Below are 25101 nucleotides of genomic sequence, written 5' to 3'. Positions count from 1 at the left end.
GGCGCAGGTTCGTGGCTCCATCGACGCCGTCGCCGCGATTGCGAGCTCAAGCGGAATCCTACGTTTCACGGCGATGAACTCCTACAGACATCGATGCCATTCCTGCGATCATCGCAGGTGCCGGGCGCTGGTCGGGAAAGGTTCGCGCAATTTCGTCGTTCCAGCATGCGGCCTCGTCGGATTCCACTCATCGCTTTGTTAGCATCGCCGCATGTCTTCATCACAATCCCGCGCCGAACACATCCTGCATTCCGTCTTCGGCTACCCCGCGTTTCGCGGCGAGCAGCAGGCGGTCGTCGAACATGTCGCCGGCGGCGGCGACGCCCTGGTGCTGATGCCGACCGGCGGCGGCAAGTCGCTGTGCTACCAGATTCCCGCGCTGCTGCGCGACGGCTGCGCGGTAGTGGTGTCGCCACTGATCGCGTTGATGCAGGACCAGGTCGACGCATTGCGCCAGCTCGGCGTCGAAGCGGCATTCCTGAACTCCAGCCTCGACGCGCTGGAGCAGCGCGAGGTGGAGAAGCGCTTCGCGCGCGGCGAGCTGAAGCTGCTCTACGTCGCGCCGGAGCGCCTTCTGACCGAGCGCTGCCTGGACCTGATCGCACACACGCCGGTGGCGCTGTTCGCGATCGACGAGGCGCACTGCGTGTCGCAATGGGGGCACGACTTCCGCCGCGAGTATCGCGAACTGATCGTATTGCACGAGCGCTTTCCCGACATCCCGCGCATCGCCTTGACGGCGACCGCCGACGCGCCGACGCGGCGCGAGATCGTCGAGCGCCTGGCGCTGGAATCGGCGCGCCAGTTCGTCGCCAGCTTCGACCGGCCGAACATCCGCTACCGGGTGGTCGAGAAGGACGACTCCAAGCGCCAGCTGAAGGATTTCCTCTCCGCGCACCGCGGCGAGTCGGGCATCGTCTATTGCCTGTCGCGGCGCAAGGTCGAGGACACCGCCGAGTGGTTGGCGGGCGAGGGCGTCGCCGCGCTGCCGTACCACGCCGGCATGGAGGCCACCTTGCGCGCGCGCAACCAGCAGCGCTTCCTGCGCGAGGAAGGGCTGGTGATGGTCGCGACGATCGCGTTCGGCATGGGCATCGACAAGCCGGACGTGCGCTTCGTCGCGCATCTGGACCTGCCGAAAAGCATGGAAGGCTACTACCAGGAAACCGGCCGCGCCGGCCGCGACGGATTGCCGTCGGACGCCTGGCTCTGCTACGGCCTCGGCGACGTCGTCACGTTGGCGCAGTTCATCGCGCAGTCGGAAGCCGGCGAGGAGCGCAAGCGCGTCGAGCGGCGCAAGCTCGACGAGCTGCTCGGCTACGCCGAGACCACCGCGTGCCGGCGCCAGCGCCTGCTCGCCTACTTCGGCGAGACGCTGGCCGAACCGTGCGGCAATTGCGACAACTGCCTCGACCCGCCGGAGACCTGGGACGCCAGCGTGACCGCGCAGAAGGCGCTGTCATGCGTCTACCGCACCGGCCAGCGCTACGGCGTCACGCACCTGACCGCGGTGCTGCGCGGCGAGGCCGACGAGCGCGTCCAGTCGCTCGGCCACGACCAGCTCAGCACCTTCGGCGTCGGCGCAGATCTGGACAAGTCGCAGTGGCGCGGCGTGTTCCGCCAGCTGGTCGCGATCGGCCTGCTGACGCCGGACGAGGAGGGCTACGGCACGCTGCGCCTGACCGAGGCGAGCCGCGCGGTGCTGCGCGGCGAGCAGCCGGTGCTGCTGCGCCGCCAGGCCGACCGCGCCGGCCGCCGCGCCAAGCGCCAGTCCGCGCGCAGCGAACGCGCGCGCGCCGTGCTCGACATCGCGCCGCACGAAAGCGGCCGCTGGGATGCGCTGCGGGAACTGCGCGCGCGCCTGGCCAAGGAGCAGGGCGTGCCGGCCTACGTGATCTTCCACGACGCGACCTTGCTGGCGATGCTGCGCGAGCGGCCGCAGACCCTGTCCGCGCTCGGCGCGATCAGCGGCGTCGGCGAGCGCAAGCTCGAACGCTACGGCGAGGCCTTTCTCGCCCAGCTGGCGTCATAGGCCGGGCCACACAATATTCACATAGCGATAAGGCGCAGTCGGGGGCGAACGGCTAAACTTGTTCGGCGCCTTCAGCGCATTTCCTTCTTCCAATACTGCGCATGGGCCCAAGCCCCGTACATTCGCCACCGTCACAGGGCAACGGCCGGTCCTACCGATTCCGATTCGCGGTGCTTTGCGCGCTGGGCGTCGTGGTGGCCGGCTGCGCCACGCCGCGGCTGCCGCATCTGCCCAAGCAGACGCCGGCCACGTGGCAACACGCGCCGTCGGAGTCGGCCGCGCTGGGGCCGGCGCCGGACCTGCACGGCTGGTGGAAGGCGTTCGACGACGCCGAACTCGATCGCCTGGTCGAACAGGCGCTGACCGACAACCTCACGGTGCAGCAGGCGGCGCTGCGCATCGGCGCGGCGCGTTCGCTCGACAGCCACACCTACGCGGCCTATCTGCCGCAGGCCGGCATCCGCACCTTCGCCGAGCCGGCGCCGGACAACAGCGCCAGCTACTTCCAGATGGGCTTCGACGCCAAATGGGAGTTCGGCCTGTTCGGCCGCGCCAAGAGCCATTCGCGCGTCACCGCCGGCGAAGTCGGCATCGCCGAGAGCGAAGCGCAGGCCGCGCGCGTCAGCGTGGTCGCCGAGGTCGCGCGCGCCTACGTCGAACTGCGCGGCGCCGAGCAGCGTCTGCGTCTGCTCGAGCAGATGCAGCAGCTGGCGCAGGACAAGGTCGGCTTGACGCAGACGCGCCAGCGCCTGCGCCTGGCATCGGCGAACGATCTGGCGCGCACCCAGGCCGAACACGTCTCGGCCCAGGCCGCGCTGTACGAACCGCGCCTCGCCGTCGAGCGCTGCCGGCAGCAGCTCGCGGTCCTGCTCGGACGCAGCCAGCCGGGCGCGGATCTGCTCGCCGCCGGCGAGCCGCCGCGCCTGGGCGCCTTGCGCATCGCCAGCGCGCCGGCGGATCTCCTGCGCACGCGGCCGGAAATCCACCGCGCCGAGAGCGAGGTGCTGAAGGCGGCCGGCGAACTCGGTCTGGCCCAGGCCGACCTGTATCCGCGCCTCGGCATCGGCGGTTCGCTGACCTACGCCTCGCGCGTGATCGGCCACACGCGGCTGTCCGACGCCGACGGCATCGTCACGATCGGTCCGGCGATCGACATCCCCCTGCTCGACTGGGGCGCGCGCCACGCCGTGGTCGAGGCGCGCGACGCCGCGCTGTCGGCCAGCGTGCTCGCCTACCGGCAGGCCGTGCTCGACGGCATCGCCGAGGCGGAGATCGCGCTGGCGACGCTGCAGCAGAACAGCGAACGCGCCGCCACGCTGGCGCGCGGCGTCGAAGGTCTGGAAAACAGCGCCGCCGCGACCGCGACGCTGAGCCGGCTCGGCCTCGCCGACGGTTTCGATCGCACCGCCGCGAGCACGGCGCTGCTGCAGGCCAAGCTCGACGCCGCGCAGGCCGAGCAGGCGCGCAGCATCGCGTTCATCGCGCTGTACAAGTCGCTCGGCGGCGCGCCGTTGCCGGCATCGAACGCCGCGACCGAAATCGGCGCCGCTGCGGGCTCCGCGACGGATACGCCCGCGGCGACGCCGGCATTCCGCAATGCCCACGAAGGCCGGCGCTGATGGTGCCTCTGGCGCGCAAGACGCTGGTGCACGAATGGCGGCGTTTCCTGCCGTCCGCGCTCGCGGTCGCCTTCTCCGGCCTGCTGCTGCTGGTGCAGGCCGCGCTGGTGCTCGGCATCTTCAACAGCGCGGCGGTGTACATCAAGAAATCCGGCGGCGACCTGTGGGTCGGCTATCCCGGCACGCAGAGCATCGAACTCGGCAGGCCGATTCCGCACGATGCGGAGATCAAGCTGCTGATGGATCCGGAAGTCGCGCGCGTGGAACCGTTCCGCTGGATCGACGGCGACTGGCGCGGCCCGCGCGACAAGGGCGGCGTGTCGGTATTCGTCTCCGGCATCGACACGCGGCCGGACGCGATGATGTTCGCCGACGTGCTCGCGCCGGACCTGCGCGGCCGCCTCGACGAGCCCGACAGCGTGATCATCGACCGCGCCGACTTGGCCAAGCTCGGCCTCGACGTCGGCGCGCAGGCGGTCATCAACGGCAAGCGCGTGCGCATCGTCGGCGTCGGCAACGGCCTGCGCGCGCTCGGCGGCGTCAACATCCTCACCTCGCTGGCCACCGCGCGGCGGCTGGAAACCGACAACGAGGCCGGCGACGTCGCCTATTACGTGGTCAAGCTGCGCGATCCGCAGCGCGCCGACGAGGTGCGCAAGCGCCTGCAGCCGAGCGGCGCGCGGCGCTACGAGATCTGGACCACGCGCGCGTTCGCGCACCGCGCGGTGACCTACTGGATGTTCGAGACCGGCGCCGGCCTCGGCGTGATCTTCCTCGCCGCGGTGGTGTTCCTGGTCGGCGCGGTGATCACCAGCCAGACGCTGATGGGCGCGGTGGCCGGCTCGATCCGCGAATACGCGACGCTGCACGCGCTCGGCGTCGGCTTCTCCGCGCTGCGCGGCGTGGTGGTGAAGCAGTCGGCCTGGGTCGGCGTGTTCGGGCTGGTCGTCGGCGGCGTCGTCACGGCGTTGATCGTCTGGCTCGCCGGCCGGCGCGACGTGCCGGTGCAACTGGATGCGCTCACCGTCGCGATCTGCGCGTTCGCGGTGATGGGCATCGCGCTGGTCTCCGGCCTGATGGCGGTGCGCGCGCTGCGCCACGCCGATCCGGCTCTGCTGCTGCGATGACGAACGCATGAGCGCCGCGCTGATCGCCGACAACCTGAGCAAGGCCTTCGTCACCGGTGCGGTGCGCACCGAGGTGCTGCGCGGGCTTTCGGTCGAGGTGCAGTCCGGCGAGCTGACCTTGGTGTCCGGGCCTTCCGGGTGCGGCAAGAGCACCCTGCTCGCGATCCTCAGTGCGCTGCTGCGGCCGGACGGCGGCCGCGCCTTCGCGCTCGGCCAGGATCTGGCGCGCCTGTCGCCGCGCGAGCGCGAGCGCTTCCGCTTGCGCCACACCGGTTTCGTGTTCCAGGGCTTCAACCTGTTTCCCGCGCTGGACGCGGTCGAGCAGGTGGCGCTGCCGCTCGGCTATCTCGGCCTCGACGACGCCACCGCGCGCAAGCGCGCCACGGTGGCGCTGGAGGAGGTCGGCCTGGCCAGCCGCATGTACCTGAAGCCGGCGGAGCTTTCCGGCGGCGAGAAGCAGCGCGTGGCGATCGCGCGCGCGCTGGCGAAGGAGCCGCAACTCCTGTTCGCCGACGAGCCGACCAGCGCGCTCGACGCGGCCAACGGCCAGATCGTCATCGACACCCTGCATCGCATCGCGCGCACGCACGGCGCGACCGTGCTCTGCGTCAGCCACGACCCGCGCCTGATCACGCACGCCGATCGCGTGCTGGCGATGGAGGACGGCCGCATCCTGTCCGACCGGCGGGTGACGCCGGAGGCGGCATGAGCGCGCGCGGCGTCGAACAGGGAAAGGGAGCCGCGCGCGAGGGTTCGCGCGGATTTGCTATGTTGCACGGACTGCGGAGAAGACCAGTGTTGGCGGCAGCGGCGAAAACCTCTTCGATCCATCCGTTCGGTGCGCACCGGCGCCCGCTGGCCGCGCTTTTGCTGGCGCTGACGCTGGCGGCGTGCACGGACGGCAAGCAGGAGAAGGCGGCCGCCGCGGCGCCGAGTCCGTACCTGGCGATGGCGCGCGGGCAGGTCGACGTCGAAGGCGGCCTGGTCCGCATCGTCGCGCCGCGCGACGGCCGGCTCGACGAGGTGCGCGTCGAGGACGGCGACGTGGTCAAGGCCGGTCAGGTGCTCGCGGTGATCGATTCGCGCCAGGCGAAGATCGCGCTCGGCGCCGCGGAGGCGCGTCTGGCGCAGGCCGAAGCGCAGGTCGGCGTATTGAAAGCGAAGCTGCCGCAGGCGCAGCAGCAGGCGCAGCGCATCGGCGAGGCGGCCGGCGCCGGTGCCGCGACCGGCCAGTCGGCCGACGACGCGACGGCCGCGCTGGCCGTGCTGAAAGCCGAAATCGTGGCCGCCGAGGCGGCGGTCAAGCTCGCGCACCAGAGCGTCGACGAAGCGCATGCCGAGCTCGACGCGCGCACGCTCAAGGCGCCGGTGGCCGGTCGCGTCGTGCGCCGCGCGGCGCACGTCGGCGACGTCGTTTCGGTGCAGCTGGCGACCGAATTGTTCCAGCTGCTGCCGGACCGCCCGCGCATCGTGCGTGCGGAGCTGAACGAGGCCTACGTCGATCTGGTCAAGCCCGGCATGCAGGCCGAAGTCGTGCGCGACTCGGATCAGGGCCAGGCGGTGCCGGCGCGCGTGCTGCGCGTGGGCGAGGTGTTCGGCCCGAGCAAGCTGACCGACGATCCGGTCGAGCGTGCCGGCGCGCACGACGTCGAATGCGTGCTGCAGCTCGACGGCGGCGAGTTCCGCATCGGCCAGCGCGTGCTGGTGCGCTTCAAGCGCTGAGGCGCGTTCGGGCGTGACTTTCGGCGCCCGGCGGTGAAAGCTGGCCGAAAGACGTCCGCCCGTATCCTGACGACGTAAAGCCCGGCTTGCGGGCTGTGGTTGGGATTCCTTCGTGACGCAATGGAAGATCCTGTGCGACTTTGACGGCACCGTCTCGGTCGAGGACATCACCGATTCCCTGCTCGAACGCTTCGGCCGCCCCGGCTGGCAGGCGATCGAACAGGCCTGGAAGCGCGGCGAGATCGGCTCGCGCGAGTGCATGGAGCGCCAGATCGCGCTGCTCGACGCCAGCCGCGAGGAGCTCGACGCGCACCTGGACGGCATGGCGATCGACCGCGCGTTCCCCGCGTTCGCCGCCGCCGTGCGCGACGCCGGCATGCCGATGGCGGTGGTCAGCGACGGTCTGGACTACGCGATCCGCCGCATCCTCGGCGCCTACGACCTGGCCGATCTGCCGATCGTCGCCAACCGCCTCGAAGCGGTCGGCGAGCGCGGCTGGCGGCTCGACTTCCCCTACGGCAACGCGAACTGCCGCAGCGGCAACTGCAAGTGCTCCTGCGCCGGCCGCGCGCACGCCGAGCGGCAGCGCGTGCTGGTCATCGGCGACGGCGCCTCGGATTTCTGTGTCGCCGGCGAGGCGGACCTGGTGTTCGCCAAGCATCGCCTGATCGAACATTGCCGCGCGGCGGGCATTCCGTACGTGCCGATCACCAGCTTCGTCGACGCGCTCGACCTGCTGCCGACGCTGATCGCCGGCGAACTCGCCGCGCACGGCAGCGACATGCCTCTGGCCGCTTCGCTGCAGGCGGCCTGACGCAAGATTCCCCGTCGGCGCCGGCGCGTTCGCGCCGGTCTCCCGGCCCCAGTTTCCCGGTTCCCCGCGCCGAGCGGGGCCGATCCGTCATCGTGGAGTGGCCTCCTTGAACATCGACAGCTCGAACCATCGCGTCGCCAGCGACGCCCGTCTCGTCGCGACACTCGACACCGCCGGCAGCGCCGCCCTGTTCGAGGCCGCCTGCAAGCTCATCCCGGGCGGCGTCAACAGCACGGCGCGCGCGACCTGGTCGGGCTGGTCGCCGTATCCGCTGTTCGTCGCCAGCGGGCGGGGCTCGCGCCTCACCGACGTCGACGGCAACGAATACATCGACTATCTGCTCGGTCTCGGACCGATGATCTTCGGCCACCGTCCGGCGCGCGTGACGCAGGCCGTGGTCGACTTCATCCAGACGCGCGGCACCGTGTTCGCGCTGCCGACCGCGGACGAGGCGCGCCTGGCGGAGAAGATCATCGCCGCGGTGCCCAGCGTCGAGCAGGTGCGCTTGTGCAACACCGGCACCGAAGCGGTGCTCTATGCCACGCGGCTGGCGCGCGCGTTCACCAAGCGCAACAAGATCATCCGCTTCGAAGGCATGTACCACGGCTTCTCCGACGGCGTGTACTGGAGCAAGCACCCGTCCATCGCCAAGGCCGGTCCCGACGACCGCCCGGTGGCGGTGGCGCAGGGCCCGGGCATGCCGAAGGGCGTGGAAGAGAACCTCATCATCCTGCCGTGGAACGACGCACAGGCGCTGGCCGACACGATCGCGCGCGAGGGCGATTCCATCGCCGCCGTACTGACCGAGCCGGTGATGTGCAACACCGGCTGCATCCTGCCGCAGCCAGGCTATCTGGAAACGATGCGCGAGCTGACGCACAAGCACGGCATCGTGCTGATCTTCGACGAGGTGATCACCGGCTTCCGCCTCGGCCTCGCCGGCGCGCAAGGGCGCCTGGGCATCACGCCGGACCTGTCGGTGTTCGCCAAAGGCATCGGCGGCGGCTTCCCGGTCGCGGCGATGGGCGGCCGCGCCGACATCATGGCCCTGGTCGCCAACGGCACGGTCTCGATGGCAGGCACCTACAGCGCCAACGGCATCGCGATCTCGGCGGCGAACGCGGCGCTCGACGAACTGGCCACTCCGGGCCTGTACGAAAAGCTCGACGCGGTGTCCGACGAGTTGCGCCTGGGCCTGGGCAAGGTCCTCGGCGACGCGGGCCTGCCGGCCTACGTCGTCGGCATCGGCCCGCTGATGCAGGTGTGGTTCGCGAAAGACGAGATCCACAACTACCGCGACGCCGAGCGCCGCGCCGACCAGGACATCTTCCGCCGCTGGTGGCAGGGCATGCTCGAGCGCGGCGTGCTGTTCCATCCGGGTGCGTACGAGAACCTGTTCGTCTCGACCGCGCACACGCGCGAAGACGTGGCGGCGACGCTGGCCGCGGCGAAGCAGGTAGCGACGGAACTCGCGCGCAGCGTGTGACGGTGGCGGCCGCGGCGCATCAGTGCGTGCCGCGGCTATCTAGAAAGCTTTCTCGCAGAGACGCAGAGGCGCTGAGAAAGCGTTTCGGCGAAAAAGGCTTTTCTTTCCTCCGCGCCTCTGCGCCTCTGCGAGAGATGCTTCTTCGATAGCCTCGCCAGCGGTTCTCACCCGGCGAGTTCGTACTCGAACTCGTAGTAGTGCTTGCCGCCCTCGGCAATGATGATCTTGAGCGTGCCACTGAGCCCGGCGAGTTCGTCGGTGCCCGAGCCGGGCACGACGATGATGTTCAGATGGGCTTCGCCGGGCGTGCGCGTCGCGTTGTGCTGCAGCGAGAAGCCGCCGCGCCTGCCCTGCAGCGTGCCGGTCACGCGTTCCACCGCGACGTAGCCGCCGGTGTCCTTGCTGTTTCCGGCGTACAGCATCTCGCCCTGGCTGCTCGCGTCGAGATCGCCGTGGAACTGCTTGTCGATCGACATGCGGCCGAGACCGGCGCCCTCGCTCTTGTTGTAGGCTTCGAGCGGCTGCAGCTTCACGTCGAATGCGCCTTTGGCATGGTGTTTCATCGTGGTTCCTTTGTCGGTGCGCGGAATGTCCGCCTCGGCTCGGCCGATGCCGAGCCGGACTGGGCCGGACAGCAAGACCAGCGCGATCAGTGAAGCGCCAAACGTGTGCATGATGCCTCCTGCGCGGCACGGTGGATCGCCGCTGCGGAGAAAAGGCTAGCGGCCGCGGACCGGCGCGGATTGAAGAAACGCGACATGGCGAAGAGCAAGCCGATCCAACGACGTGGTGTCCTGCGCGCGCAGCTCGACGCGAGGGGATTTCGCCACGCGCGCTACTGGCCCTCGCCCGATCTGGCGCCGTTCGTCGAACACTACTGGGCGGTCGACTGGGCGCTCGACGAATCGTGCGTGCGCGAGACGCTGCCGCATCCGGTCGTCCATCTCGTCGCCGAAGACGACGCGGCGACAGTCGGCGGGCCGGCGACGCGTCGCTGGACGCGGCTGTTCGCGCCAGGCGAAGGGCGCGTGTTCTCGATCAAGTTCCGCGTCGGCGGCTTTCGGCCGTTCGTCTCGGGGCCGGTCGGCGCCTACGCCGATCGCCAGTTCTCCGCGCCCGAGGTATTCGGCGAACGCGCGCGTCGCCTCGGCCGCGACGTGCTCGCCGCCGAGGATCATCACGCCGCCGTGGCGATCTACGAATCGTTCCTGCGCGGCTGCGGCGCGCGCGAGGATCCGATGGTCGACCTCGTCGCCGCCATCGCCGCGCGCATCGCGGACGATCGCGAGATCCTGCGCATCGAGCAGGTCGCGAAGGCGTTCGATCTGCAGCCGCGCACTCTGCAGCGGCTGTTCCGCGACTACGTCGGGGCCGGTCCGAAATGGCTGATCCAGCGCTATCGCCTGCACGAGGCGGTGGCGCTCATCGACGAAGGCGGCCGCAGCGACTGGACCGTGCTCGCGCTCGATCTCGGCTACGCCGATCAGGCGCATCTCATACGCGACTTCAAGAAGCTCGTCGGCTGCACGCCTGCGGAGTACGCGCGCTCGACGTCGCGGTGATCGTCGACGAACGTGCGGTCGATGCCGCGTCGCATCGCTGCAGTGCTTCGCGCCCTCGTTACCACTTTATTCACTTTGCGAATTCGATACCACGGCAGTATTCCGTGTCGAAGCATCGATCCCCTGAGAGGACACCATGAGAAGAAAAATCAAATCGCTGTGCGCACTGGGCCTGCTCGCCACCAGCTCGGTCGCGCTCGCCGATCCGTCGCCCGCGCTCGACCGCGTCAGCGTCTGGCTAGGCGGTTCGTATCTGAACACCGACGTCCAGCTCGAAGCGAGCAATCGTTCCGGCGACCTGTCGACCGGCAAGCTGGATCTCGGCGGCGGGCACGAAACCGCCGCGCGTGCGCGTCTGGACCTGTTGCTGTTCGACACGCAGGGCTTCACCTTCGACTACTACACGCTCAGCCACTCGGAAACGAGGACGCTGAACGAGCAGTTCGATTTCCAGGGCGTTCCGTTCGACGTGAACGCGAGACTGCGCGGTAAGTTCGATTTCGACATCGGCAGCGCCTCGTATCACTGGTGGTTCGGCAGCGGCAACGACGTGTTCGGCCTCGGGCTCGGCGCGGCGTACTACCGTGCCAAGCTCGGCCTCAAGGGCGACGTCTTCGCCGACGGCCAGTCCGCCAGCGCCCGCGCGAGCTGGGACGAGGACGCCGTCGCGCCGATGGTCACGCTGGCGTACAAGCACGCGTTCTCCGATTCGTTCCGCTTCTACGTCGACGCGTCCGGCGTGAAGAAGAGCGGCGGCAAGCTGTCCGGCCACATCTACGACGGCCGTGTCGGCGTGGAGTGGTTCCCGTGGCACAACGTCGGTCTCGGCGCGGAATACAGCAAGACCGAGATCAGCCTCGATCACAAGCGCAGCGCGTACAAGGCGAACCTCGACATCGATCTCGACGGTCCGTCGCTGTTCGCGCGCATGCGGTTCTGATCGCGCGACGGGCTTTTCGTGATCGCCGCGCTCCGGAAGGAGCGCGGCGATGAAGGATTTTCCAGCCTCGTATGGCCGCTTCCCGAGGGCCTCGACGGCCGATCCTGAGCGGCCAATCCTGGACGGCCAATCGCGGCCTTCCTTGGCCGCGGTTCTCGAGAAGGGCCGGTGTGGAACGCGCCGGGATCAGCGGCGCCAATAGCCGCCTGAGCGATGCCAGCCGTGGCGATCGCGTTCCCAGCGCGGCGGCGCGTAGTGATAGCCGTGGCGCGCGCGGACCCAGTGTCCGCGATTCCAGTGATAGCGGCCGTGCGACCACGCCCAGGAGCCATCGATCCAGACGTAGCCCGCTCGCGGCGGCGGCATTCTCTCCACGCGCATCGGCGGCGGCGCGGACGGTGCATAGATGACGACGGCTCCGCGCGCCTGCGCCGGGGCTGCATTCAACAGGCAGCCGGCGCCGAGTGCGGCGGCGAGCAGCAGCGAAGACAGGATCGGACGTTGCATGGTTTTCTCCTCGTTTCGGCGCGCGACGTGGCGCGCGACTCGGGGTCGAAAGCTACCGGGATCGCCCTGAATCGGGCCCATGCAAACGCACGTAAAGGGTGCGTCTTGCGCGCGCCGTGCTACGGCGCGCGGCGCAGCGCGACGACCGCGTTGAGCCCGCCGAAGGCGAACGAATTGCTGAGCGCGACGCGCACCGGCGTCTCGCGCGCGATGTTCGGCACGTAGTCGAGATCGCATTCCGGATCGGGATCGACGAAGTTCGCCGTCGGCGGCACCACGCCTTCGCGCAGGGCGCCGATCGCGGCGAGCAGCTCGACCGCGCCGGCGGCGCCGAGCGCGTGGCCGTGCATCGACTTCGTCGACGACACCGTGAGGCGATCGGCGTGCGCGCCGAACACGCGGCGGATCGCCTTGGTCTCGGTCGGGTCGTTCGCCGGCGTCGCGGTGCCGTGCGCGTTGACGTAGTCGACGTCCTGCGACGCCAGGCCGCCGTCCTTCAGCGCGCGCTCGATCGCCTTCGCCGCGCCGACTTCGGACGGGAACACGATGTCGCCGGCGTCGGCCGACATGCCGGCGCCGGCGAATTCGGCCAGGATCGTCGCGCCGCGTCGCTGCGCACGCTCGAGCGTCTCCAGCACGAACACGCCCGCGCCTTCGCCGAGCACCATGCCGCGGCGCTGTCTGGAGAACGGCCGGCAGGTGTCGTCGGCCATCACGCGCATCGCTTCCCAGGCCTTGACCGTGCCGAGCGTGATGCACGCCTCGCTGCCGCCCGCGACGGCCGCGTCGGCGACGCCGCTGCGCACCATGTGGAACGCCTGCGCGAGAGCGTGGTTGGCCGACGAGCAGGCGCTGACGGTGGCGAATGCGGGGCCGTGCAGGCCGAACTCGATGGCCACGTGCGAAGCCGGCGCGTTGGCCATCAGGCGCACGATCGTCAGCGGGTGCACGCGCGGATTGTTCTCGCCGTAGAGGCGCTTGAACGTGGCGTCGTGGGTCTGCTCGCCGCCGATGCCGCTGCCGATCACGACGGCGGTGTTCTCACCGAGTCCGTCGGCGGCGAAATCGATGCCCGATTGCGCCACCGCCTCGCGCGCCGCGACCAGGGCGAACTGCGAGACGCGGTCGAGCAGGATCAGGCGCTTGTCGTCGAAATGCGCGGCCGGATCGAAGCCCTGCACCTCGGCGGCGATGCCGAAGCGCAGGTCTTCGCGCGGCAGGCTGGTGATCGGACCGATCGCCGGACGGCCTTCGCGCATCGCGTTCCAGGAATCGGCGGCGTTGTGTCCGAGCGGCGTGACGGCGCCGATGCCGGTGATGACGACGCGATGCATGCGGGCGGCGGCGTCAGCTCTGCGCCGGCTTCTCGGCGACCAGCTTCTCGACCGCCTCGACCAGACCCTTGACCGACTCGGTGTCGAAGTTCGGGTCGCGGTCCGGCATCGTGATCTTGAAGTGGTCCTCGATCTCGAAAATGATCTGCACGGCGTCGAGCGACTGGATCTCCAGATCCTTCAGCGTCGCTTCCGGCGTGATGCGCGCGCGATCGATGCCCGACTCCCTCGCGATGATGTCGAACACGGTGTCCTGCACGCTGCTCATTCCGTTTCTCCTCGATGGGGGCATCGGCACGCGACGCTCGGCCGCATGATCGCCGGGCGCGTGGCGATCTTCAAGCGCGGACGGTCGACGCTGTCACGCGGCACGGGCATACTGCGCCGCCTTCCACCGTAGTTGCGGCCGTATCGACGGGCCGTGAAGGACGCCGATGTCCGCGACCGTGGTCACGCTGTGGCTGCTCAATGTATTGCTCGATACTTTCGGGCAGCTTTCGTTCAAGGCCGCCGCGGCCGCGCCGGGCCTGGGCGAGGGCATGGCGCGCTGGCGCGCGATGGCGCGGCGGCCATGGATCTGGATCGGCGTCGGCTGCTACGTCGCCGAGTTCCTGGTCTGGCTCGCCTTCCTCTCGCTGGTGCCGCTGTCGGAAGGCGTGCTGCTCGGCTCGATCAACATCGTCGCGGTGATGGTCGCCGGGCGGTTCCTCTTCAACGAGAAGTTCTCTCCGCTGCGTACGGTCGGCATCCTGCTCGTCGCCGCGGGCGTGGCCGTCGTGGGGCTTGCCTGATGCGCCGCTTCTACGTGATCGGATTCCTCGTGCTGGTCTGCTTCGACACCTTCGCGCAGGTGTGCTTCAAGCTGACCGCCAATCACGCGATGCCGCCCGAGGCGAGCCTGGACTGGGTCTGGCGGCTCCTGTCCACGCCGTGGGTGTACTGCGCGATCGCCTGCTACGTCGGCGCCTTCCTGACCTGGATGACGCTGCTCGAACACGCGCCGATCGGCCCCGCGTTCGCCGCGTCGCATCTGGAAGTGATCAGCGTGATGGCGCTGTCGGTGGTGCTGTTCGGCGAGAAGATCGGCACGCCGCAACTGCTCGGCAGCGCGCTTATCATCGCCGGCATCGTCTGCCTCGCGATCAGCGAAACCGATGGCGAAAAGCCGCCCGCCACGTAGCGAAATCCCGCCGACCGCCGGCCTGCCGCCGCGCTGGCGCGATCTGTCGCCGTTCGCCGGCAACGCGCCGCACCACGGCGATCTCGCGCGCTGCGCCGCCGACTTCCTCGGCGTCGAGGAGGTGCAGGTCGAATGTTCCGGCACCGCCAGCCTGGTCGTCGCCTTGACCGCGATGCATCGCCTGAGCGGTCGGCGCGCCGTGATCGTGCCGGCCTACACCTGCCCGCTGGTCGCGCTCGCGGTGGCGCATTGCGGCCTGGAACTGCGCCTGTGCGATCTCGCGCCGGGCTCGATCGACTTCGACGCCGCGCAGCTCGCGCGGCTGTGCGATCGCGACACGCTCGCCGCGGTGCCGACGCACCTGGCCGGCCGCGTCGCCGACGTCGGCACCGCGCTCGCGATCGCGCGCGAGGCCGGCGCGTTCGTGATCGAGGACGCCGCGCAGGCGCTCGGCGCACGGCGCGGCGGCCGGCCGGTCGGCCTCGACGGCGACGCCGGCTTCTTCAGCCTCGCGGTCGGCAAGGGCCTGACCACCTTCGAGGGCGGCCTGCTGGTCGCGCGCGATGCGCCGTTGCGCCGCGAGCTCGCGCGCACGAGCCGCGAGATCGTGCCGTACCGGTTCGGCTGGGAACTCGAGCGCTCGTTGCAGCTGCTCGGCTACCACGCGTTGTACCGGCCGTCGCTGCTCGGGCTCGCCTACGGCGCGCCGTTGCGCCGGGCGTTGCGCCGCGGCGATCCGGTCGCCGCGGTCGGCGACGATTTCAGCGCCGACATCCCGCTGCACACGCTCGGCCGCTGGCGCCAATCGGTCGGCGCGCGTGCATTCGCGCGGCTACCGTCGTTTCTGCAGACGTGCACCGCGCAGGCGATGCGGCGCAAGACGCGTCTGGCGCGAATCGCCGGCGTGACGCTGATCGACGATCCTGCCGATGCTGCCGGCAGCTGGCCGTTCCTGCTGCTGCGCCTGCGCGACGAAGCCACGCGCGATGCGGCGTTGCGTGTGCTGTGGGGCGCCGGTCTCGGCGTCAGCCGGCTGTTCATCCGCGCGCTGCCGGACTACGGCTATCTGCAGCCGTTCGTCGGCGAGCACCAGGTGCCGAACGCGCGCGCGTTCGCGGCGACCACGCTGACGATCTCGAGCAGCCCCTGGCTCGACGACGAAGCGTTCGAGGCGATCTGCACGGTCCTGCAGACGGTCGCCACGGCGGCGTAGCCCGTTCCGCAGCCGGTCATTTCCGGATCAGGTAGACGTCCTGCAGCGCCCACAGCAAGCCGACCGGAAAGGTCGTGGTGTGGAACGCGCCTTCGACGACCTTGCCGTGCAGCGCGAGGCTCTTGTACTTGCGCGAGGCGAGGCGCTTCAGCATCTCGGCCTGTTGCGCGACCATGTTCGGCCCGTCCGGGCACTGCGAGGGCGCGTCGCCGCAGCCGCCCGGATACTCGGTCGAGCCGATCGCCATGTAGAGATTCGCTTTCAGGTCGGCGTGCGTCTTCGCGTACGCGGTCTCGGCGTCGAACATCGCCTTCTTGTTGTACCAGAGCGAGGCGCTGGTCAGGATGTAGTTCTGGAACAGCTCCGGCTCGTTGAACATCACCCAGATGCCGAACAGGCCGCCGTACGACTGGCCGGCAAGGCTGCGCCGGCGCGGATCGGTGCGGTAGGTCTTCTCGATCAGCGGGATCGCCTCGTCGCGGATGAAATCGAGATAGGCCGGCCCGCCGCCCGTCGGCGTCGACTTGCTGCGCAGGTCGACCAGCGGCGTCAGGTCGCGTTCGCGGCTGACGACCGGGTCGTCGCCTTGCGCGTACGACAGCCCGACCAGGATGAAGTCCTCGAAGGTGCCGTGGTTGAACGGCACGCGCGTGACGCCGGAGGCGACCTGGAACGTGTACGGGCCGTCGGTCAGGTACAGCACCGGGTATTTGCGCTGCACGTTCTCGGGCTTGTCGTAACCCGGCGGCAGCTTCACGTAGAGGTCGTAGCTGCGCTTGAGCTTCACCGAGGCGATCGTGTGGACGGCGCTGCGTTCGATCTGGAAGGCAGGCGGATTGGCCGGCGTCGCCGTGGGAGCCGGTGATCCAGCGACGGCGAGCGGGCAGATGGCCAGCAGTAGCAGGAGGAGTGAAGCATTGAAGCTCGTACTCATCAGGCCTCTTATGCCTTAGGCGATACACGTTCGGGATTTGCGACCGTATTGCGTGATCCGGAGATTTGCCATGGTCCAGAAGGCACGGGCGTCTTCGCAAGAGAGCGGCTTCGCCTGACAGGCGTAGACCGGACTCGAGGTGCGCTCTATGCTCGACGTCCTCGAAGTGGGACCACGTTTCATCAGGCGCTCCTCGGCGAGCGCGGCGCCGAGCTCCATCGCACGCACGCGACGCATCGGGAACTCCCGAAAGAATTCGAGTACGGTCCGGTTACCGCCGCGTCGCCGCGTCGATCCGTTGGAGCAGCCGCAGATTCAACGCATGCTGCTGTCCCTGCCACTCGGCCAGTTGCGCCGCGTCGATCTCCGGCTGCTCGTCGAGCGCGCTGAGCTTGCGCTTCCACCAGGTCCGGTAGCGATAGGCCGAGACGTCGCCGGTGATGTCGCTGCCGATGAGGCGTCCGTCCAAGGCTTCGATGCCGCGGACGAGATCGGCTTCGAGCATCCGGCCCTGGTCCCAGTTGGTGTGCGCGACTTCGGGGCTGAGCACGTCCTTGTCGATCGACAGGTACGTCGGCACCGTCGAGCCGCGCTGCTCCTCGACGAAGCGGTCGAGCAGGGCGGCCGGCGTGTCGAAGTCACGGAACGCGGACTGCACGCCGAAGCGACGCGACCAGCCGGTGTCGACGCCGACGGTCCAGTATTCGAGCTTGCCGCGACGCAGCGGCGTCAGATAGTTCTCCCATGCGTGCGCGGCGGACACGTCGGCCGAGCTGATGCCGAGCACGCGCACGCGCGCGACCTGGGGCAGCAGCGCGACCTTGCGCACCCACGAGCCGCAATGCACGCCGAACGGGAAGCGCATGTTGTCCGGATGGTTGTCGAACACGACGACCTCGAACGGCGCCTGGGCGGCGCGGCGCTCGATCAGCGGCCAGCTCAGGTGGTGGTAGTCGCCGCTGCCGAGGAAGACGGTGCCGTAGCTCGCGGGCAGCTGCGCCTCGATCGCGCGCACGACCTCGCGGAAGCGGCGCAGCGTGCAGCCGAAGCGGATCGCTTCCTGCCAGTCGGCGAGGTCGACGACGCGCGCGTCCGGCAGCGCGCCGACCGAGCGGTCGAAGTCAAGGACGAGCGGCGCCGGCATCGGTCTTCGCTTCCGCGTCGCCGCCGTCGAGGCGCGCGCGGTCGCTCTCGAAGCGGCCGGCGATCCGTTGCAGCACTGCGCGCAGCACGCGGCTGCGCGGGCGCACGGCGTGGCGCGTGAAGGTGAAGCGCGCACCGAGGTAGGACTTGATCGCAGGATCCGTCCAGCCGGCGACGTAGCAGCACAGGTCGCGGCGCAGCGCGTAGTCGAGGTTGTGCATCCAGCTCACGAAGTACAGGTTCTGTTCGCGCGCCTGCGGGTAGCGGAAGCCGACGTACTTGTCGACCAGCGCGTCGCCGACGACGAAGCACAGATTCCAGCCGATCAGTTCGCCGCGGTGACGATACACGAAGACGATGCCGCCGCACGACGCGTCCTGCAGCAGCGCGTCGAAGAATTCGCGACTGAGCTGGTCGAAGTGGATTTCGCTCTGCGCATAGACGTCGAGATAGCGCGCGTAGAACTCCTCGCGCACGGCGGCGTCGGCGAAATAGGCGTCGCCGGTCGGGATTTCCGAGATCTCCAGTTCCGCGCGCGCGCGCAGCTTGCGGCGGATGTCCTTGCGCCGGCTGGATGACAGGCGCGTCAGGTAGTCTTCGGTCGATTCGAAGTCGATCGGCACCCAGGCCAATGCCTGGCCCTCGAGCAGCACGAAGCCGGCCTGCTCGCAGGCGCGCGCGACGGCGCGCGCGGCGGCGTTGCTGGCCTGGTCGAGCAGGGGCGATTCCTGCGGCAGGTCCTTGACGATCAGGAACGGCTGGCGCGCCGCCGGCGCGGTTCGCCACTCGCGCACCAGCGCGTCGGCGTCGGCGCCGCGCGGCAGCAAGGCGTACTCCGACACGGTGGTGCCGACGAAGCAGGTGCGCGGACGCAGCAGGCGGCTCCACCAGCGATACAGCGGCAGCGCCGACACGCGGCGGCGCAGGTCGTCGTCGGCGGTGGTCAAGAGATCGAAGCGCGCGACGAAGGCCGGCGTGCCGGACGGCAGCGTCAGCGCGCGGAAATCGAGCGGCGGATGCGCGAGGAAATGTCCTACCAGCGCGGGCGGCTCGAGCAGGTTGTGGTACGACGCGCCTGCCGTCGCCATCAGCCGGCCACGGTCAGTCGATCGCGGTCGCGACCGCGGCACCCTGCGGCAGCTCGATCGGATTCTGCTCGACGACCCGCTGGAAGAACGCAGCCGAGCGCTCGATCAGCTTGCCGCGTTCCTGGTCGACGGTGACCATGTGGTAGCTGTTGTCGAGCAGCAAGGTCTCGACCGGCGCGCTCACGCCGCGCTCGACCGCGCGCACGTTGCGCAAGCTGGCGACGTCGTCGTTGGAGGAATGCGCGACGAAGCACGGCGCACGCACGCGGCCGATGCGGTTGCGCACGTGCAGCGACAGGCGCTGGAACTCGGCCAGCGACGGCCACGGGAAGCCGGCCAGGCCGGCGGCCTGGCTGTCGCCGGAGAGCATCGCGCCGACGATGCGGTTGCGGATGCGCTCGTCCTTGATGCCGTACGGCTCGACTTCCTCCGACACGCGGTCGCGGCCGAAGCCGAGCGAGGTGATCAGCGGCAGCAGGAAGGCGAGGCGGCCGACGGCGGGCGTCGCCCAGCCGTCGTGGAAGAAGGTGGTGCCGTAGAGACCGAGACCGTCGACGTCGCGCGGACGGTCGATGGCGAGTTTGAGCGCGAGCACGGCGCCCATCGAGAGGCCGGCGACGAACAGATGGTCGACCTGCTCGCGGAGGCGATCGGCCGCCGCGGACACGCTGGCGACCCAGTCGCGCCAGCCGGTGGCGAGCAGGTCCGATTCGTCGCCGCAGTGGCCGGCCAGCTGCATGCCGAGCACCGTGAAGCCGGCGCGGTTGAGGCCGTTGCCGACGAAGCGCATCTCGGTCGGCGTGCCGGTGAGGCCGTGGATCAGCAGCACGCCGGCGCGCCCGCCGCGCAGATAGAATTCCGAAGGCTTGATCATGGAAATTGTCTAGCGAATCAGGGCTTTGGCTTCTTCCTGGTGTCGCCGTCGAGGCGCCGCCGCGAAGCCTTGCCGATAGTGTGAAGCGGTCTTCTTTCGGGCGGCTTTCGCCGGCGCTGCGGCGCGAATGTCCCGATTGCGCGCGAACCTGCGTACTTCGACGGCGTTCCACCATTCATCACGGGGAAGGCCATGAAATCTCTGCTGCTCGCTCTCGGCTTGCTGGCGCTCGCGCCGGCGTCGGCCATGGACATCGACAAGGACATCCTGCAAACGCGCGTGCTCGACGCGGAAGGCCAGCCGCTCGGCTCGCTGGCGATCAGCGACCTGACGCCGGACGGCACGTTCGACGGCACCGGTTGGCGCACGGCCGACTTCAACAGCGCCGACGGCGCGTTCGACGTCGGGCTGCGCGTGTTTCCGAGCAGCGACGGCGGCTACTGGCTGACCGGATACCAGACCGGCGCCTCGGGCGCGCGCCGCCTGGCCATCGCCAAGCTGAAGGCCGACGGCGCCTACGACACCGGCTACAACGGCACCGGCCGCAAGCTGATTCCCTCGACGATGCTGGAAGTCACCGACGTCGCCAAGGGCACCGGCGACACGTTCTACTTCGTCGGCACCCAGCACACGGGATCGAACACCGATCTGGACATCCAGGTGGCGTGCATCGACGGCACCGGCGCGCCGTGCAGCGGATTCGGTTCGAACGGCGTCAAGACGGTCTGGCTGGATCTGGGCTCCGATCCGGCGAACAAGGACGAACGCCCGAACCGCATCGTCTGGTACGCCAGCCAGCTCTACATCGTCGGCGAGGTGGAAACCGATGCCGGCGTCGGCACCACCCGAAACCCGGCCGCCTTCGCGATCAACCTGAACCCGGCGAGCGGCGCGCGGAACCTGGCGTTCGGCAACGTCCCGGAGCATGCCGGCGTGTTCGTCTACAACCCGGACTACACGCCGGCCGGCCGCGACGCCGCTTTCGACGTGCTGGCCTATTCGCCGGCGCCGTTCGCGTACCGGCTGGTGATCGTCGGCGAGCGGCAGCGGGCGCCGGCCGGCGGAGACATCGACGGATTCGTGCTCAGCGTGAACGGCGTCACCGGACAGGTGGACCACTTCATCGACGACGCCGTCTACGGCGATCTGGGCACCAGCAAGCAGGATGCGGTGACGCGCATCGCGCGGCGTCACAATGGCGGCTTCGTCGTCGCCGGGTTCGCCTACAACGACAGCGCCACTCCGTCGCCGCAATACGAACTGCTGCTCGCGGCCTACCATCCGGACGGCACGCTGGACAACGATTTCGGCGGCGGCAGCAGCAACATGCGGCACCAGTTGCTGCTCAGCGGATTGAACGTCCCGTACGGCATCGCCGAGCGCGCCGACACGCGCGACCTGGTGGTCGGGATCAACATGAAGGCGGACTTGTTCGGCGACGGCCATCCGATGCAGGCCGTCGCTCAGCTGGGCTCGACCGGCACGCCGCTGCATGCGTTCGCCGTGCTGGATTTCTCCGCCAACCTCGACGCCGACAAGCTCTCCTTCGGTTCCGACCTGATCATGGACGGCGACGACGTCGTCACCGCCGGCTACCGTCGCTGGACGCTGTCCAGTCCGGCCAATACCAGCGATTTCGACATGACCATCGCGCGCTTCGTCGCCAACGACACGATCTTCGCCGACTCGTTCGGCGGCGCCACGTCCGATTGACGCCCGCCGCGACGCCGCCCGGCAGCGCAGCGGGCGGCGCCGCGGTTTGCGCCGGAGCTATCATCGCCCTCGACGCGGCCGTGCCGCCGACGGAGCATCGCGATGGAACTGGGCATGATCGGCCTCGGCCGCATGGGCGCGAACATGGCGCAGCGGCTGCTGCGCGGCGGGCATCACCTGGTGGGTTTCGATCCGAACGCGGACGCGCGCGCGGCGATCGCCGCGCACGGCGGCGAAGCGGCCGCCTCGCTCGAAGAGCTGGTCGGCAAACTCGCCGAGCCGCGCGCGTTGTGGCTGATGGTGCCGGCCGGCGAAATCACCGATCGCACGGTGGACTCGTTGCTGTCGCTGCTCGGCGCCGGCGACGCATTGATCGACGGCGGCAACTCGAACTACCAGGACACGCTGCGCCGCGCCGCACGGGCCGCGGAGCATGGCGTCGACTACGTCGACTGCGGCACCAGCGGCGGCGTGTGGGGATTGGAGGAGGGCTACAGCCTGATGATCGGCGGCGAGGTGTCGGCGATCGAGCGCCTGCAGCCGATCTTCGCGACGCTGGCGCCCGCGCCGGAGCGTGGCTGGGGACGCGTCGGCGCGAGCGGCGCCGGACACTACGCGAAGATGATCCACAACGGTATCGAATACGGCCTGATGCAGGCTTATGCCGAGGGCTTCTCGATTCTCCGGCACAAGACCGGCTTCGCCTTCGACCTGCACCAGGTCGCCGAGATCTGGCGCCACGGCAGCGTGGTGCGTTCGTGGCTGCTCGACCTGACCGCCGATGCGCTGTCGAAGAATCCGGCGATGACCGGCATCGCGCCGCACGTGGCCGATTCGGGCGAAGGCCGCTGGACCGTCGCCGAGGCGATCGCGCTCGACGTGCCCGCGCCGGTGATCACGCAGGCGCTGCTCGAGCGCCTGCGTTCGCGCGACGACGATTCCTACGCCGACAAGCTGCTCGCGGCGATGCGCAACGAGTTCGGCGGGCACGCGGTCAAGCGCGAATAGTCCGGCGGCTGTCCCGCCGTCCGCTCATTCCGGATACGTGAAGACTTGGATCGGGTTCGGGATCAGCACCTTCTCGATGCCTGTCCGTTGATCGTCGATCTGCACGCTGTCGTTGTCGTCGACGCGCACGCGCAGGTTCTGCGTCTCCTCGCGGCTGAACTCGTACTTGACGCCGTTGACGCTGACGGTCGAGCTGCCGTCGTCGTGGATCGTGATCTTGACGTCGTCCGGACCTTCGCGGCCCGTGTCGAGCACGAGGAAGATGCCCTTGCCGTATTCGCAGCCCCAGGAAATCACCGTGTCGTCGAGGCGCAGCATCGGATCGAACGTCGACGAGGGCGAACGGGCGGAAGGCATCGCGTCGCCGGACAGGGAAGTGGAGTTCCAGCCGCTGAAGCCGTTGATCGCAGTCATGCCGAATCTTCTCCTCGCACGAACGTCGAAAACGGCTTCACGCTAGCGGGAGCGCTCCGGCGCAGACAAGATCGTGCCGACCCTAGCTGGTGCAAGCCCTAGGTCGACACGTTCAGGATGCGACCATTCCGCGCGTCGCCGCATCCGGGTTCCCCGACACTTTTGCGGAAAAGGGGAATCGCCGGTGCCGTCGATCCGACTTCATTCATGCACCTTCGTCGCCGGTGCGCTGCTGGCCGCGGCCGTGCCCATCGGCGCGAACGGCGCGACGACGAACGCCGAAGCCTCGCGAGGTTTCGAGCGCACGCTGCGCCCGGCGGTGCAGCGTGCGGGCGAGGCGATGCCGGCCTGGCCGCTGGCCGAGCGCATGGCGCACTACGGCGTGCCGGGCGTCGCGGTCGCGATCCTGCGCGACGGTGAAGTCGTGCACGCGGCCGGCTACGGCCTGCGCCAGGCCGGCACCTCGGACGCCGTCGACGCCGACACGCTGTTCTCGGTCGGCTCGGTCAGCAAGGTGCTCGCCGCCGGCGCGACGCTGCGGCTCGTCGCGCAGGGCAAGCTCGATCTCGACCGCGACGTCGGCACCTATCTGCGTTCGTGGAAGATCCCGCCGTTCGGCAGCGACGCCGCGCCGAAGGTGACGCTGCGCATGCTGCTGTCGCATACCGCCGGCTTCAACGTGCACGGCTTCGAGGACTTTCCGCCCGGCGCGGCGGTGCCGACGGTGCTGCAGACCTTGGAAGGCGAGTCGCCGGCGAAGCACGAGCCGATCCGCCTGATCCACCCGCCCGGCGAGCGGCTCGACTATTCCGGCGGCGGCGTCACGGTCGAGCAGCTGGTGCTGACCGACGCTACCGGCCGCGACGTCGAGTCGATCGCGCGCGACGCGGTATTCGAGCCGCTGCGCATGCAGCGCAGCACGTTCGAAAGCCCGCTCGCAGCGACGCGCGTCAACGTCGCCAAGGCGCACGGGGCGGACGGCAAGCCGCGCGCGTTGCCGCGCGGCTGGGAGACGTTTCCGGAGCTGGCCGCGTCGGGCCTGTGGAGCAGCGCGAACGATCTCGCCGCGTACGTGCGCGCGTTGATCCGCAGCTATCGCGGCGAGGGCGACTTCCTGCCGCGTGCGCTGGCACGCGAGATGATGACCGAGGTCGCGCCGAGCGAACACGGCCTCGGCCCGCGCCTGGCCGGCATCGGGGAGACGCGGACGTTCCACCACGGCGGCGCCAACGACAGCTATCGCGCCACCATTGAAGGAAATCTGTACAGCGGCGACGGGCTCGTCGTGCTGACCAACGGCGAGCGCGGCGACGAACTGGCCGAGGAGATCGCCCGCGCGGTCGCCGACGTCTTCGACTGGCCGACCCATCGCCCCGTGCGCACGATCGCGGTCGATCCCGACGATGCGCAGGCCGCACGCTATGCCGGAACCTACCAGTTCGACGACGCCATCCCGCAGGCCTGGCAGAAGCGCCTGAACGAAGCTCCCCACGAACTGCGCGTCACCGCCGCGCGAGGAAAGCTGAGCGGGAGCTGGAACGGGAAATCGTTCGAGTTGCTGCCGGTGGCGACGAACCGCTACGTCGCGATGCCGTCCGGCGCGCTGCGGATCGAATTCCATCGCGATGCCCATGGCGCCGTCTCTGCGCTGAGCCTGGATACCGCCGTCTCGCGCGCCTACTACCGGCGTCGTGCGTCGCCGTGACCTCCTTTCGTGGCGCTTCCAGAAACTTCGACGACCTCGCAGGGGTGGCGCGTGTTTCCAGCGCCAGCCACGAGGATCTTCGAGCGGTCTCATCGGTGCCGCTTTTGCGGGAGCGATGGCGATCCAGGCTCTTCACCATCATCACCAGGGAACTCTTCGTGAAATCGATCATTCTCGCTGCAACTCTGCTCTCGCTTCCCGCCCTCGCTCCCGCTGCGTCCAACGCTGCGGCCGTGCGCGACGTCGAAGCGGTCGTGGAGGCGTTCCGCACCTCGATCATCGACAAGGACAAGGCGCGCTTCGTCGCGCTGTTCCTGCACGACCGCATCACCTGGCAGTCGGTCGACGGCGACGACTTCGTGCAGCGCCGCCGTTTGAAGAACCCGAAGGCGCGCAAGGTCGAAGTCGAGGCCAGGTACAACCCGCAGTCGTTCATCGACGGCATCGTCTCGGACCAGGCCAGGACCGAGGAGACGTTCCGCAATGTGAAGATCGAGACCGACGGCGACGTCGCCTCGGTATGGTTCGACTATGCCTTCCTGCAAGACGGTCGCGAGACCAATCGCGGCAAGGAAGCGTGGCAACTGGTCAACACCGGCGAGGGCTGGAAGATCGTCGCGGTGGTCTGGTCGATGAACGCGGGGCGGAAAACGGCGAAGTAGGTCGCCGGAGCCGGCGGCTCGGCG

General features: G+C 69.3%; 25 protein-coding genes. 16 read left to right on the top strand and 9 right to left on the bottom strand.

The annotated features are described in order from the left end of the window. The first annotated feature begins 211 nt into the window (after positions 1-211). The 7 genes from recQ to J7520_RS18940 all read left to right on the top strand — a co-directional run bounded on the left by recQ (position 212) and on the right by J7520_RS18940 (position 8800). On the top strand, positions 212-2032 hold the full coding sequence (gene recQ, locus J7520_RS18970) for a DNA helicase RecQ (protein ID WP_291191909.1): 1821 nt from the start codon (positions 212-214) through the stop codon (positions 2030-2032). 170 nt (positions 2033-2202) lie between these two features. Beyond that, a complete protein-coding gene (locus tag J7520_RS18965; RefSeq protein ID WP_291191907.1) occupies positions 2203-3651 on the top strand; it encodes a TolC family protein in 1449 nt (482 codons plus the stop codon). Beyond that, positions 3651-4778 carry an ABC transporter permease gene (locus J7520_RS18960; protein ID WP_291191905.1) on the top strand — a complete coding sequence of 376 codons (1128 nt, stop codon included), beginning with the start codon at positions 3651-3653 and terminating at the stop codon, positions 4776-4778. The genes J7520_RS18965 and J7520_RS18960 overlap by 1 nt, the downstream gene beginning before the upstream one ends. A gap of 7 nt (positions 4779-4785) precedes the next feature. Next, complete coding sequence (locus J7520_RS18955) at positions 4786-5487, top strand: ABC transporter ATP-binding protein (RefSeq protein WP_291191903.1); 702 nt, start codon at positions 4786-4788, stop codon at positions 5485-5487. 86 nt (positions 5488-5573) lie between these two features. After that, positions 5574-6500 carry an HlyD family efflux transporter periplasmic adaptor subunit gene (locus J7520_RS18950; protein ID WP_291191901.1) on the top strand — a complete coding sequence of 309 codons (927 nt, stop codon included), beginning with the start codon at positions 5574-5576 and terminating at the stop codon, positions 6498-6500. A gap of 112 nt (positions 6501-6612) precedes the next feature. Further along, positions 6613-7314, top strand: coding sequence for an MtnX-like HAD-IB family phosphatase (locus J7520_RS18945; protein WP_291191899.1), 702 nt, complete (start codon positions 6613-6615; stop codon positions 7312-7314). 106 nt (positions 7315-7420) lie between these two features. Further along, entirely contained in the window at positions 7421-8800 is a 1380-nt protein-coding gene (locus J7520_RS18940; protein WP_291191897.1) for a glutamate-1-semialdehyde 2,1-aminomutase, read from the top strand. A 164-nt stretch (positions 8801-8964) separates the two neighbouring features. On the opposite strand, the gene J7520_RS18935 is transcribed toward J7520_RS18940, so the two are convergent. Further along, complete coding sequence (locus J7520_RS18935) at positions 8965-9363, bottom strand: DUF3224 domain-containing protein (RefSeq protein ID WP_291191895.1); 399 nt, start codon at positions 9361-9363, stop codon at positions 8965-8967. A gap of 195 nt (positions 9364-9558) precedes the next feature. On the opposite strand from J7520_RS18935, the gene J7520_RS18930 reads away from it, so the two are divergent. Then, positions 9559-10362 (top strand): helix-turn-helix transcriptional regulator, encoded by an 804-nt coding sequence (locus J7520_RS18930; protein ID WP_291191893.1) that lies wholly within the window; start codon positions 9559-9561, stop codon positions 10360-10362. 136 nt (positions 10363-10498) lie between these two features. Beyond that, the gene (locus tag J7520_RS18925) at positions 10499-11302 is read left to right on the top strand and encodes a hypothetical protein (RefSeq protein WP_291191891.1); all 804 of its coding nucleotides are present in this window, start codon (positions 10499-10501) and stop codon (positions 11300-11302) included. Between the two features lie 186 nt (positions 11303-11488). Here the strand turns inward: J7520_RS18925 and J7520_RS18920 are convergent, their stop codons facing one another. The 3 genes from J7520_RS18920 to J7520_RS18910 all read right to left on the bottom strand — a co-directional run bounded on the left by J7520_RS18920 (position 11489) and on the right by J7520_RS18910 (position 13411). Continuing rightward, positions 11489-11809 (bottom strand): hypothetical protein, encoded by a 321-nt coding sequence (locus tag J7520_RS18920; protein ID WP_291191889.1) that lies wholly within the window; start codon positions 11807-11809, stop codon positions 11489-11491. 119 nt (positions 11810-11928) lie between these two features. Further along, positions 11929-13143, bottom strand: a complete 1215-nt coding sequence (locus tag J7520_RS18915; protein WP_291191887.1) for a beta-ketoacyl-[acyl-carrier-protein] synthase family protein — start codon at positions 13141-13143, stop codon at positions 11929-11931. Positions 13144-13156: 13 nt separating this feature from the next. Then, complete coding sequence (locus tag J7520_RS18910; protein WP_291191885.1) at positions 13157-13411, bottom strand: phosphopantetheine-binding protein; 255 nt, start codon at positions 13409-13411, stop codon at positions 13157-13159. A gap of 166 nt (positions 13412-13577) precedes the next feature. Between J7520_RS18910 and J7520_RS18905 the strand changes: the two genes are divergently transcribed. Genes J7520_RS18905 through J7520_RS18895 form a run of 3 tightly spaced genes read left to right on the top strand, consistent with a single transcriptional unit; the run spans position 13578 to position 15536 of the window. Continuing rightward, positions 13578-13934, top strand: coding sequence for an EamA family transporter (locus tag J7520_RS18905; protein ID WP_291191883.1), 357 nt, complete (start codon positions 13578-13580; stop codon positions 13932-13934). Then, on the top strand, positions 13934-14323 hold the full coding sequence (locus J7520_RS18900; RefSeq protein ID WP_291191881.1) for an EamA family transporter: 390 nt from the start codon (positions 13934-13936) through the stop codon (positions 14321-14323). The genes J7520_RS18905 and J7520_RS18900 overlap by 1 nt, the downstream gene beginning before the upstream one ends. Beyond that, a complete protein-coding gene (locus tag J7520_RS18895; RefSeq protein ID WP_291191879.1) occupies positions 14298-15536 on the top strand; it encodes a DegT/DnrJ/EryC1/StrS family aminotransferase in 1239 nt (412 codons plus the stop codon). The genes J7520_RS18900 and J7520_RS18895 overlap by 26 nt, the downstream gene beginning before the upstream one ends. A 16-nt stretch (positions 15537-15552) precedes the next feature. On the opposite strand, the gene J7520_RS18890 is transcribed toward J7520_RS18895, so the two are convergent. From J7520_RS18890 to J7520_RS18875, 4 genes are all read right to left on the bottom strand, one after another. Further along, the gene (locus tag J7520_RS18890) at positions 15553-16470 is read right to left on the bottom strand and encodes an alpha/beta hydrolase-fold protein (RefSeq protein ID WP_291191877.1); all 918 of its coding nucleotides are present in this window, start codon (positions 16468-16470) and stop codon (positions 15553-15555) included. Positions 16471-16741: 271 nt separating this feature from the next. Further along, the gene (locus J7520_RS18885) at positions 16742-17614 is read right to left on the bottom strand and encodes an arginase family protein (protein ID WP_291191875.1); all 873 of its coding nucleotides are present in this window, start codon (positions 17612-17614) and stop codon (positions 16742-16744) included. Further along, a complete protein-coding gene (locus J7520_RS18880) occupies positions 17592-18701 on the bottom strand; it encodes a peptidogalycan biosysnthesis protein (protein WP_291191873.1) in 1110 nt (369 codons plus the stop codon). Before J7520_RS18880 ends, J7520_RS18885 begins: the two co-directional genes overlap by 23 nt. Before the next feature lie 13 nt (positions 18702-18714). After that, positions 18715-19575 carry an alpha/beta fold hydrolase gene (locus J7520_RS18875; RefSeq protein WP_291191871.1) on the bottom strand — a complete coding sequence of 287 codons (861 nt, stop codon included), beginning with the start codon at positions 19573-19575 and terminating at the stop codon, positions 18715-18717. Positions 19576-19767: 192 nt separating this feature from the next. Here J7520_RS18875 and J7520_RS18870 point away from each other — a divergent pair, with 192 nt between their 5' ends. Beyond that, positions 19768-21288 (top strand): hypothetical protein, encoded by a 1521-nt coding sequence (locus J7520_RS18870; protein ID WP_291191869.1) that lies wholly within the window; start codon positions 19768-19770, stop codon positions 21286-21288. Positions 21289-21390: 102 nt separating this feature from the next. Continuing rightward, entirely contained in the window at positions 21391-22296 is a 906-nt protein-coding gene (gene gnd / locus J7520_RS18865; RefSeq protein WP_291191867.1) for a phosphogluconate dehydrogenase (NAD(+)-dependent, decarboxylating), read from the top strand. A 24-nt stretch (positions 22297-22320) separates the two neighbouring features. Here gnd and J7520_RS18860 read toward each other — a convergent pair whose 3' ends face one another. Next, positions 22321-22710 carry a hypothetical protein gene (locus tag J7520_RS18860; protein WP_291191866.1) on the bottom strand — a complete coding sequence of 130 codons (390 nt, stop codon included), beginning with the start codon at positions 22708-22710 and terminating at the stop codon, positions 22321-22323. A 184-nt stretch (positions 22711-22894) separates the two neighbouring features. On the opposite strand from J7520_RS18860, the gene J7520_RS18855 reads away from it, so the two are divergent. Next, positions 22895-24415, top strand: coding sequence for a serine hydrolase domain-containing protein (locus J7520_RS18855; protein WP_291191864.1), 1521 nt, complete (start codon positions 22895-22897; stop codon positions 24413-24415). Between the two features lie 158 nt (positions 24416-24573). Next, entirely contained in the window at positions 24574-25077 is a 504-nt protein-coding gene (locus tag J7520_RS18850; protein WP_291191862.1) for a nuclear transport factor 2 family protein, read from the top strand. The last annotated feature ends 24 nt before the right edge of the window (positions 25078-25101 follow it).

Origin of the sequence: Dokdonella sp. (genome assembly GCF_017744955.1) — a bacterium.
Classification (GTDB): domain Bacteria; phylum Pseudomonadota; class Gammaproteobacteria; order Xanthomonadales; family Rhodanobacteraceae; genus Dokdonella_A.
Note: the sequence above shows the minus strand (reverse complement) of the source record. Positions and strands in the feature narration are given on the sequence as shown.

Bases quoted from the DNA above. Each gene is read 5' to 3' on its own strand.
- recQ (WP_291191909.1), top strand. From the start codon at position 212: ATGTCTTCATCACAATCCCGCGCCGAACACATCCTGCATTCCGTCTTC.
- J7520_RS18960 (WP_291191905.1), top strand. From the start codon at position 3,651: ATGGTGCCTCTGGCGCGCAAGACGCTGGTGCACGAATGGCGGCGTTTC.
- J7520_RS18955 (WP_291191903.1), top strand. From the start codon at position 4,786: ATGAGCGCCGCGCTGATCGCCGACAACCTGAGCAAGGCCTTCGTCACC.
- J7520_RS18935 (WP_291191895.1), bottom strand. From the start codon at position 9,363: ATGAAACACCATGCCAAAGGCGCATTCGACGTGAAGCTGCAGCCGCTC.
- J7520_RS18930 (WP_291191893.1), top strand. From the start codon at position 9,559: ATGGCGAAGAGCAAGCCGATCCAACGACGTGGTGTCCTGCGCGCGCAG.
- J7520_RS18925 (WP_291191891.1), top strand. From the start codon at position 10,499: ATGAGAAGAAAAATCAAATCGCTGTGCGCACTGGGCCTGCTCGCCACC.
- J7520_RS18920 (WP_291191889.1), bottom strand. From the start codon at position 11,809: ATGCAACGTCCGATCCTGTCTTCGCTGCTGCTCGCCGCCGCACTCGGC.
- J7520_RS18915 (WP_291191887.1), bottom strand. From the start codon at position 13,143: ATGCATCGCGTCGTCATCACCGGCATCGGCGCCGTCACGCCGCTCGGA.
- J7520_RS18910 (WP_291191885.1), bottom strand. From the start codon at position 13,411: ATGAGCAGCGTGCAGGACACCGTGTTCGACATCATCGCGAGGGAGTCG.
- J7520_RS18905 (WP_291191883.1), top strand. From the start codon at position 13,578: ATGTCCGCGACCGTGGTCACGCTGTGGCTGCTCAATGTATTGCTCGAT.
- J7520_RS18900 (WP_291191881.1), top strand. From the start codon at position 13,934: ATGCGCCGCTTCTACGTGATCGGATTCCTCGTGCTGGTCTGCTTCGAC.
- J7520_RS18895 (WP_291191879.1), top strand. From the start codon at position 14,298: ATGGCGAAAAGCCGCCCGCCACGTAGCGAAATCCCGCCGACCGCCGGC.
- J7520_RS18890 (WP_291191877.1), bottom strand. From the start codon at position 16,470: ATGAGTACGAGCTTCAATGCTTCACTCCTCCTGCTACTGCTGGCCATC.
- J7520_RS18885 (WP_291191875.1), bottom strand. From the start codon at position 17,614: ATGCCGGCGCCGCTCGTCCTTGACTTCGACCGCTCGGTCGGCGCGCTG.
- J7520_RS18880 (WP_291191873.1), bottom strand. From the start codon at position 18,701: ATGGCGACGGCAGGCGCGTCGTACCACAACCTGCTCGAGCCGCCCGCG.
- J7520_RS18875 (WP_291191871.1), bottom strand. From the start codon at position 19,575: ATGATCAAGCCTTCGGAATTCTATCTGCGCGGCGGGCGCGCCGGCGTG.
- J7520_RS18870 (WP_291191869.1), top strand. From the start codon at position 19,768: ATGAAATCTCTGCTGCTCGCTCTCGGCTTGCTGGCGCTCGCGCCGGCG.
- gnd (WP_291191867.1), top strand. From the start codon at position 21,391: ATGGAACTGGGCATGATCGGCCTCGGCCGCATGGGCGCGAACATGGCG.
- J7520_RS18860 (WP_291191866.1), bottom strand. From the start codon at position 22,710: ATGACTGCGATCAACGGCTTCAGCGGCTGGAACTCCACTTCCCTGTCC.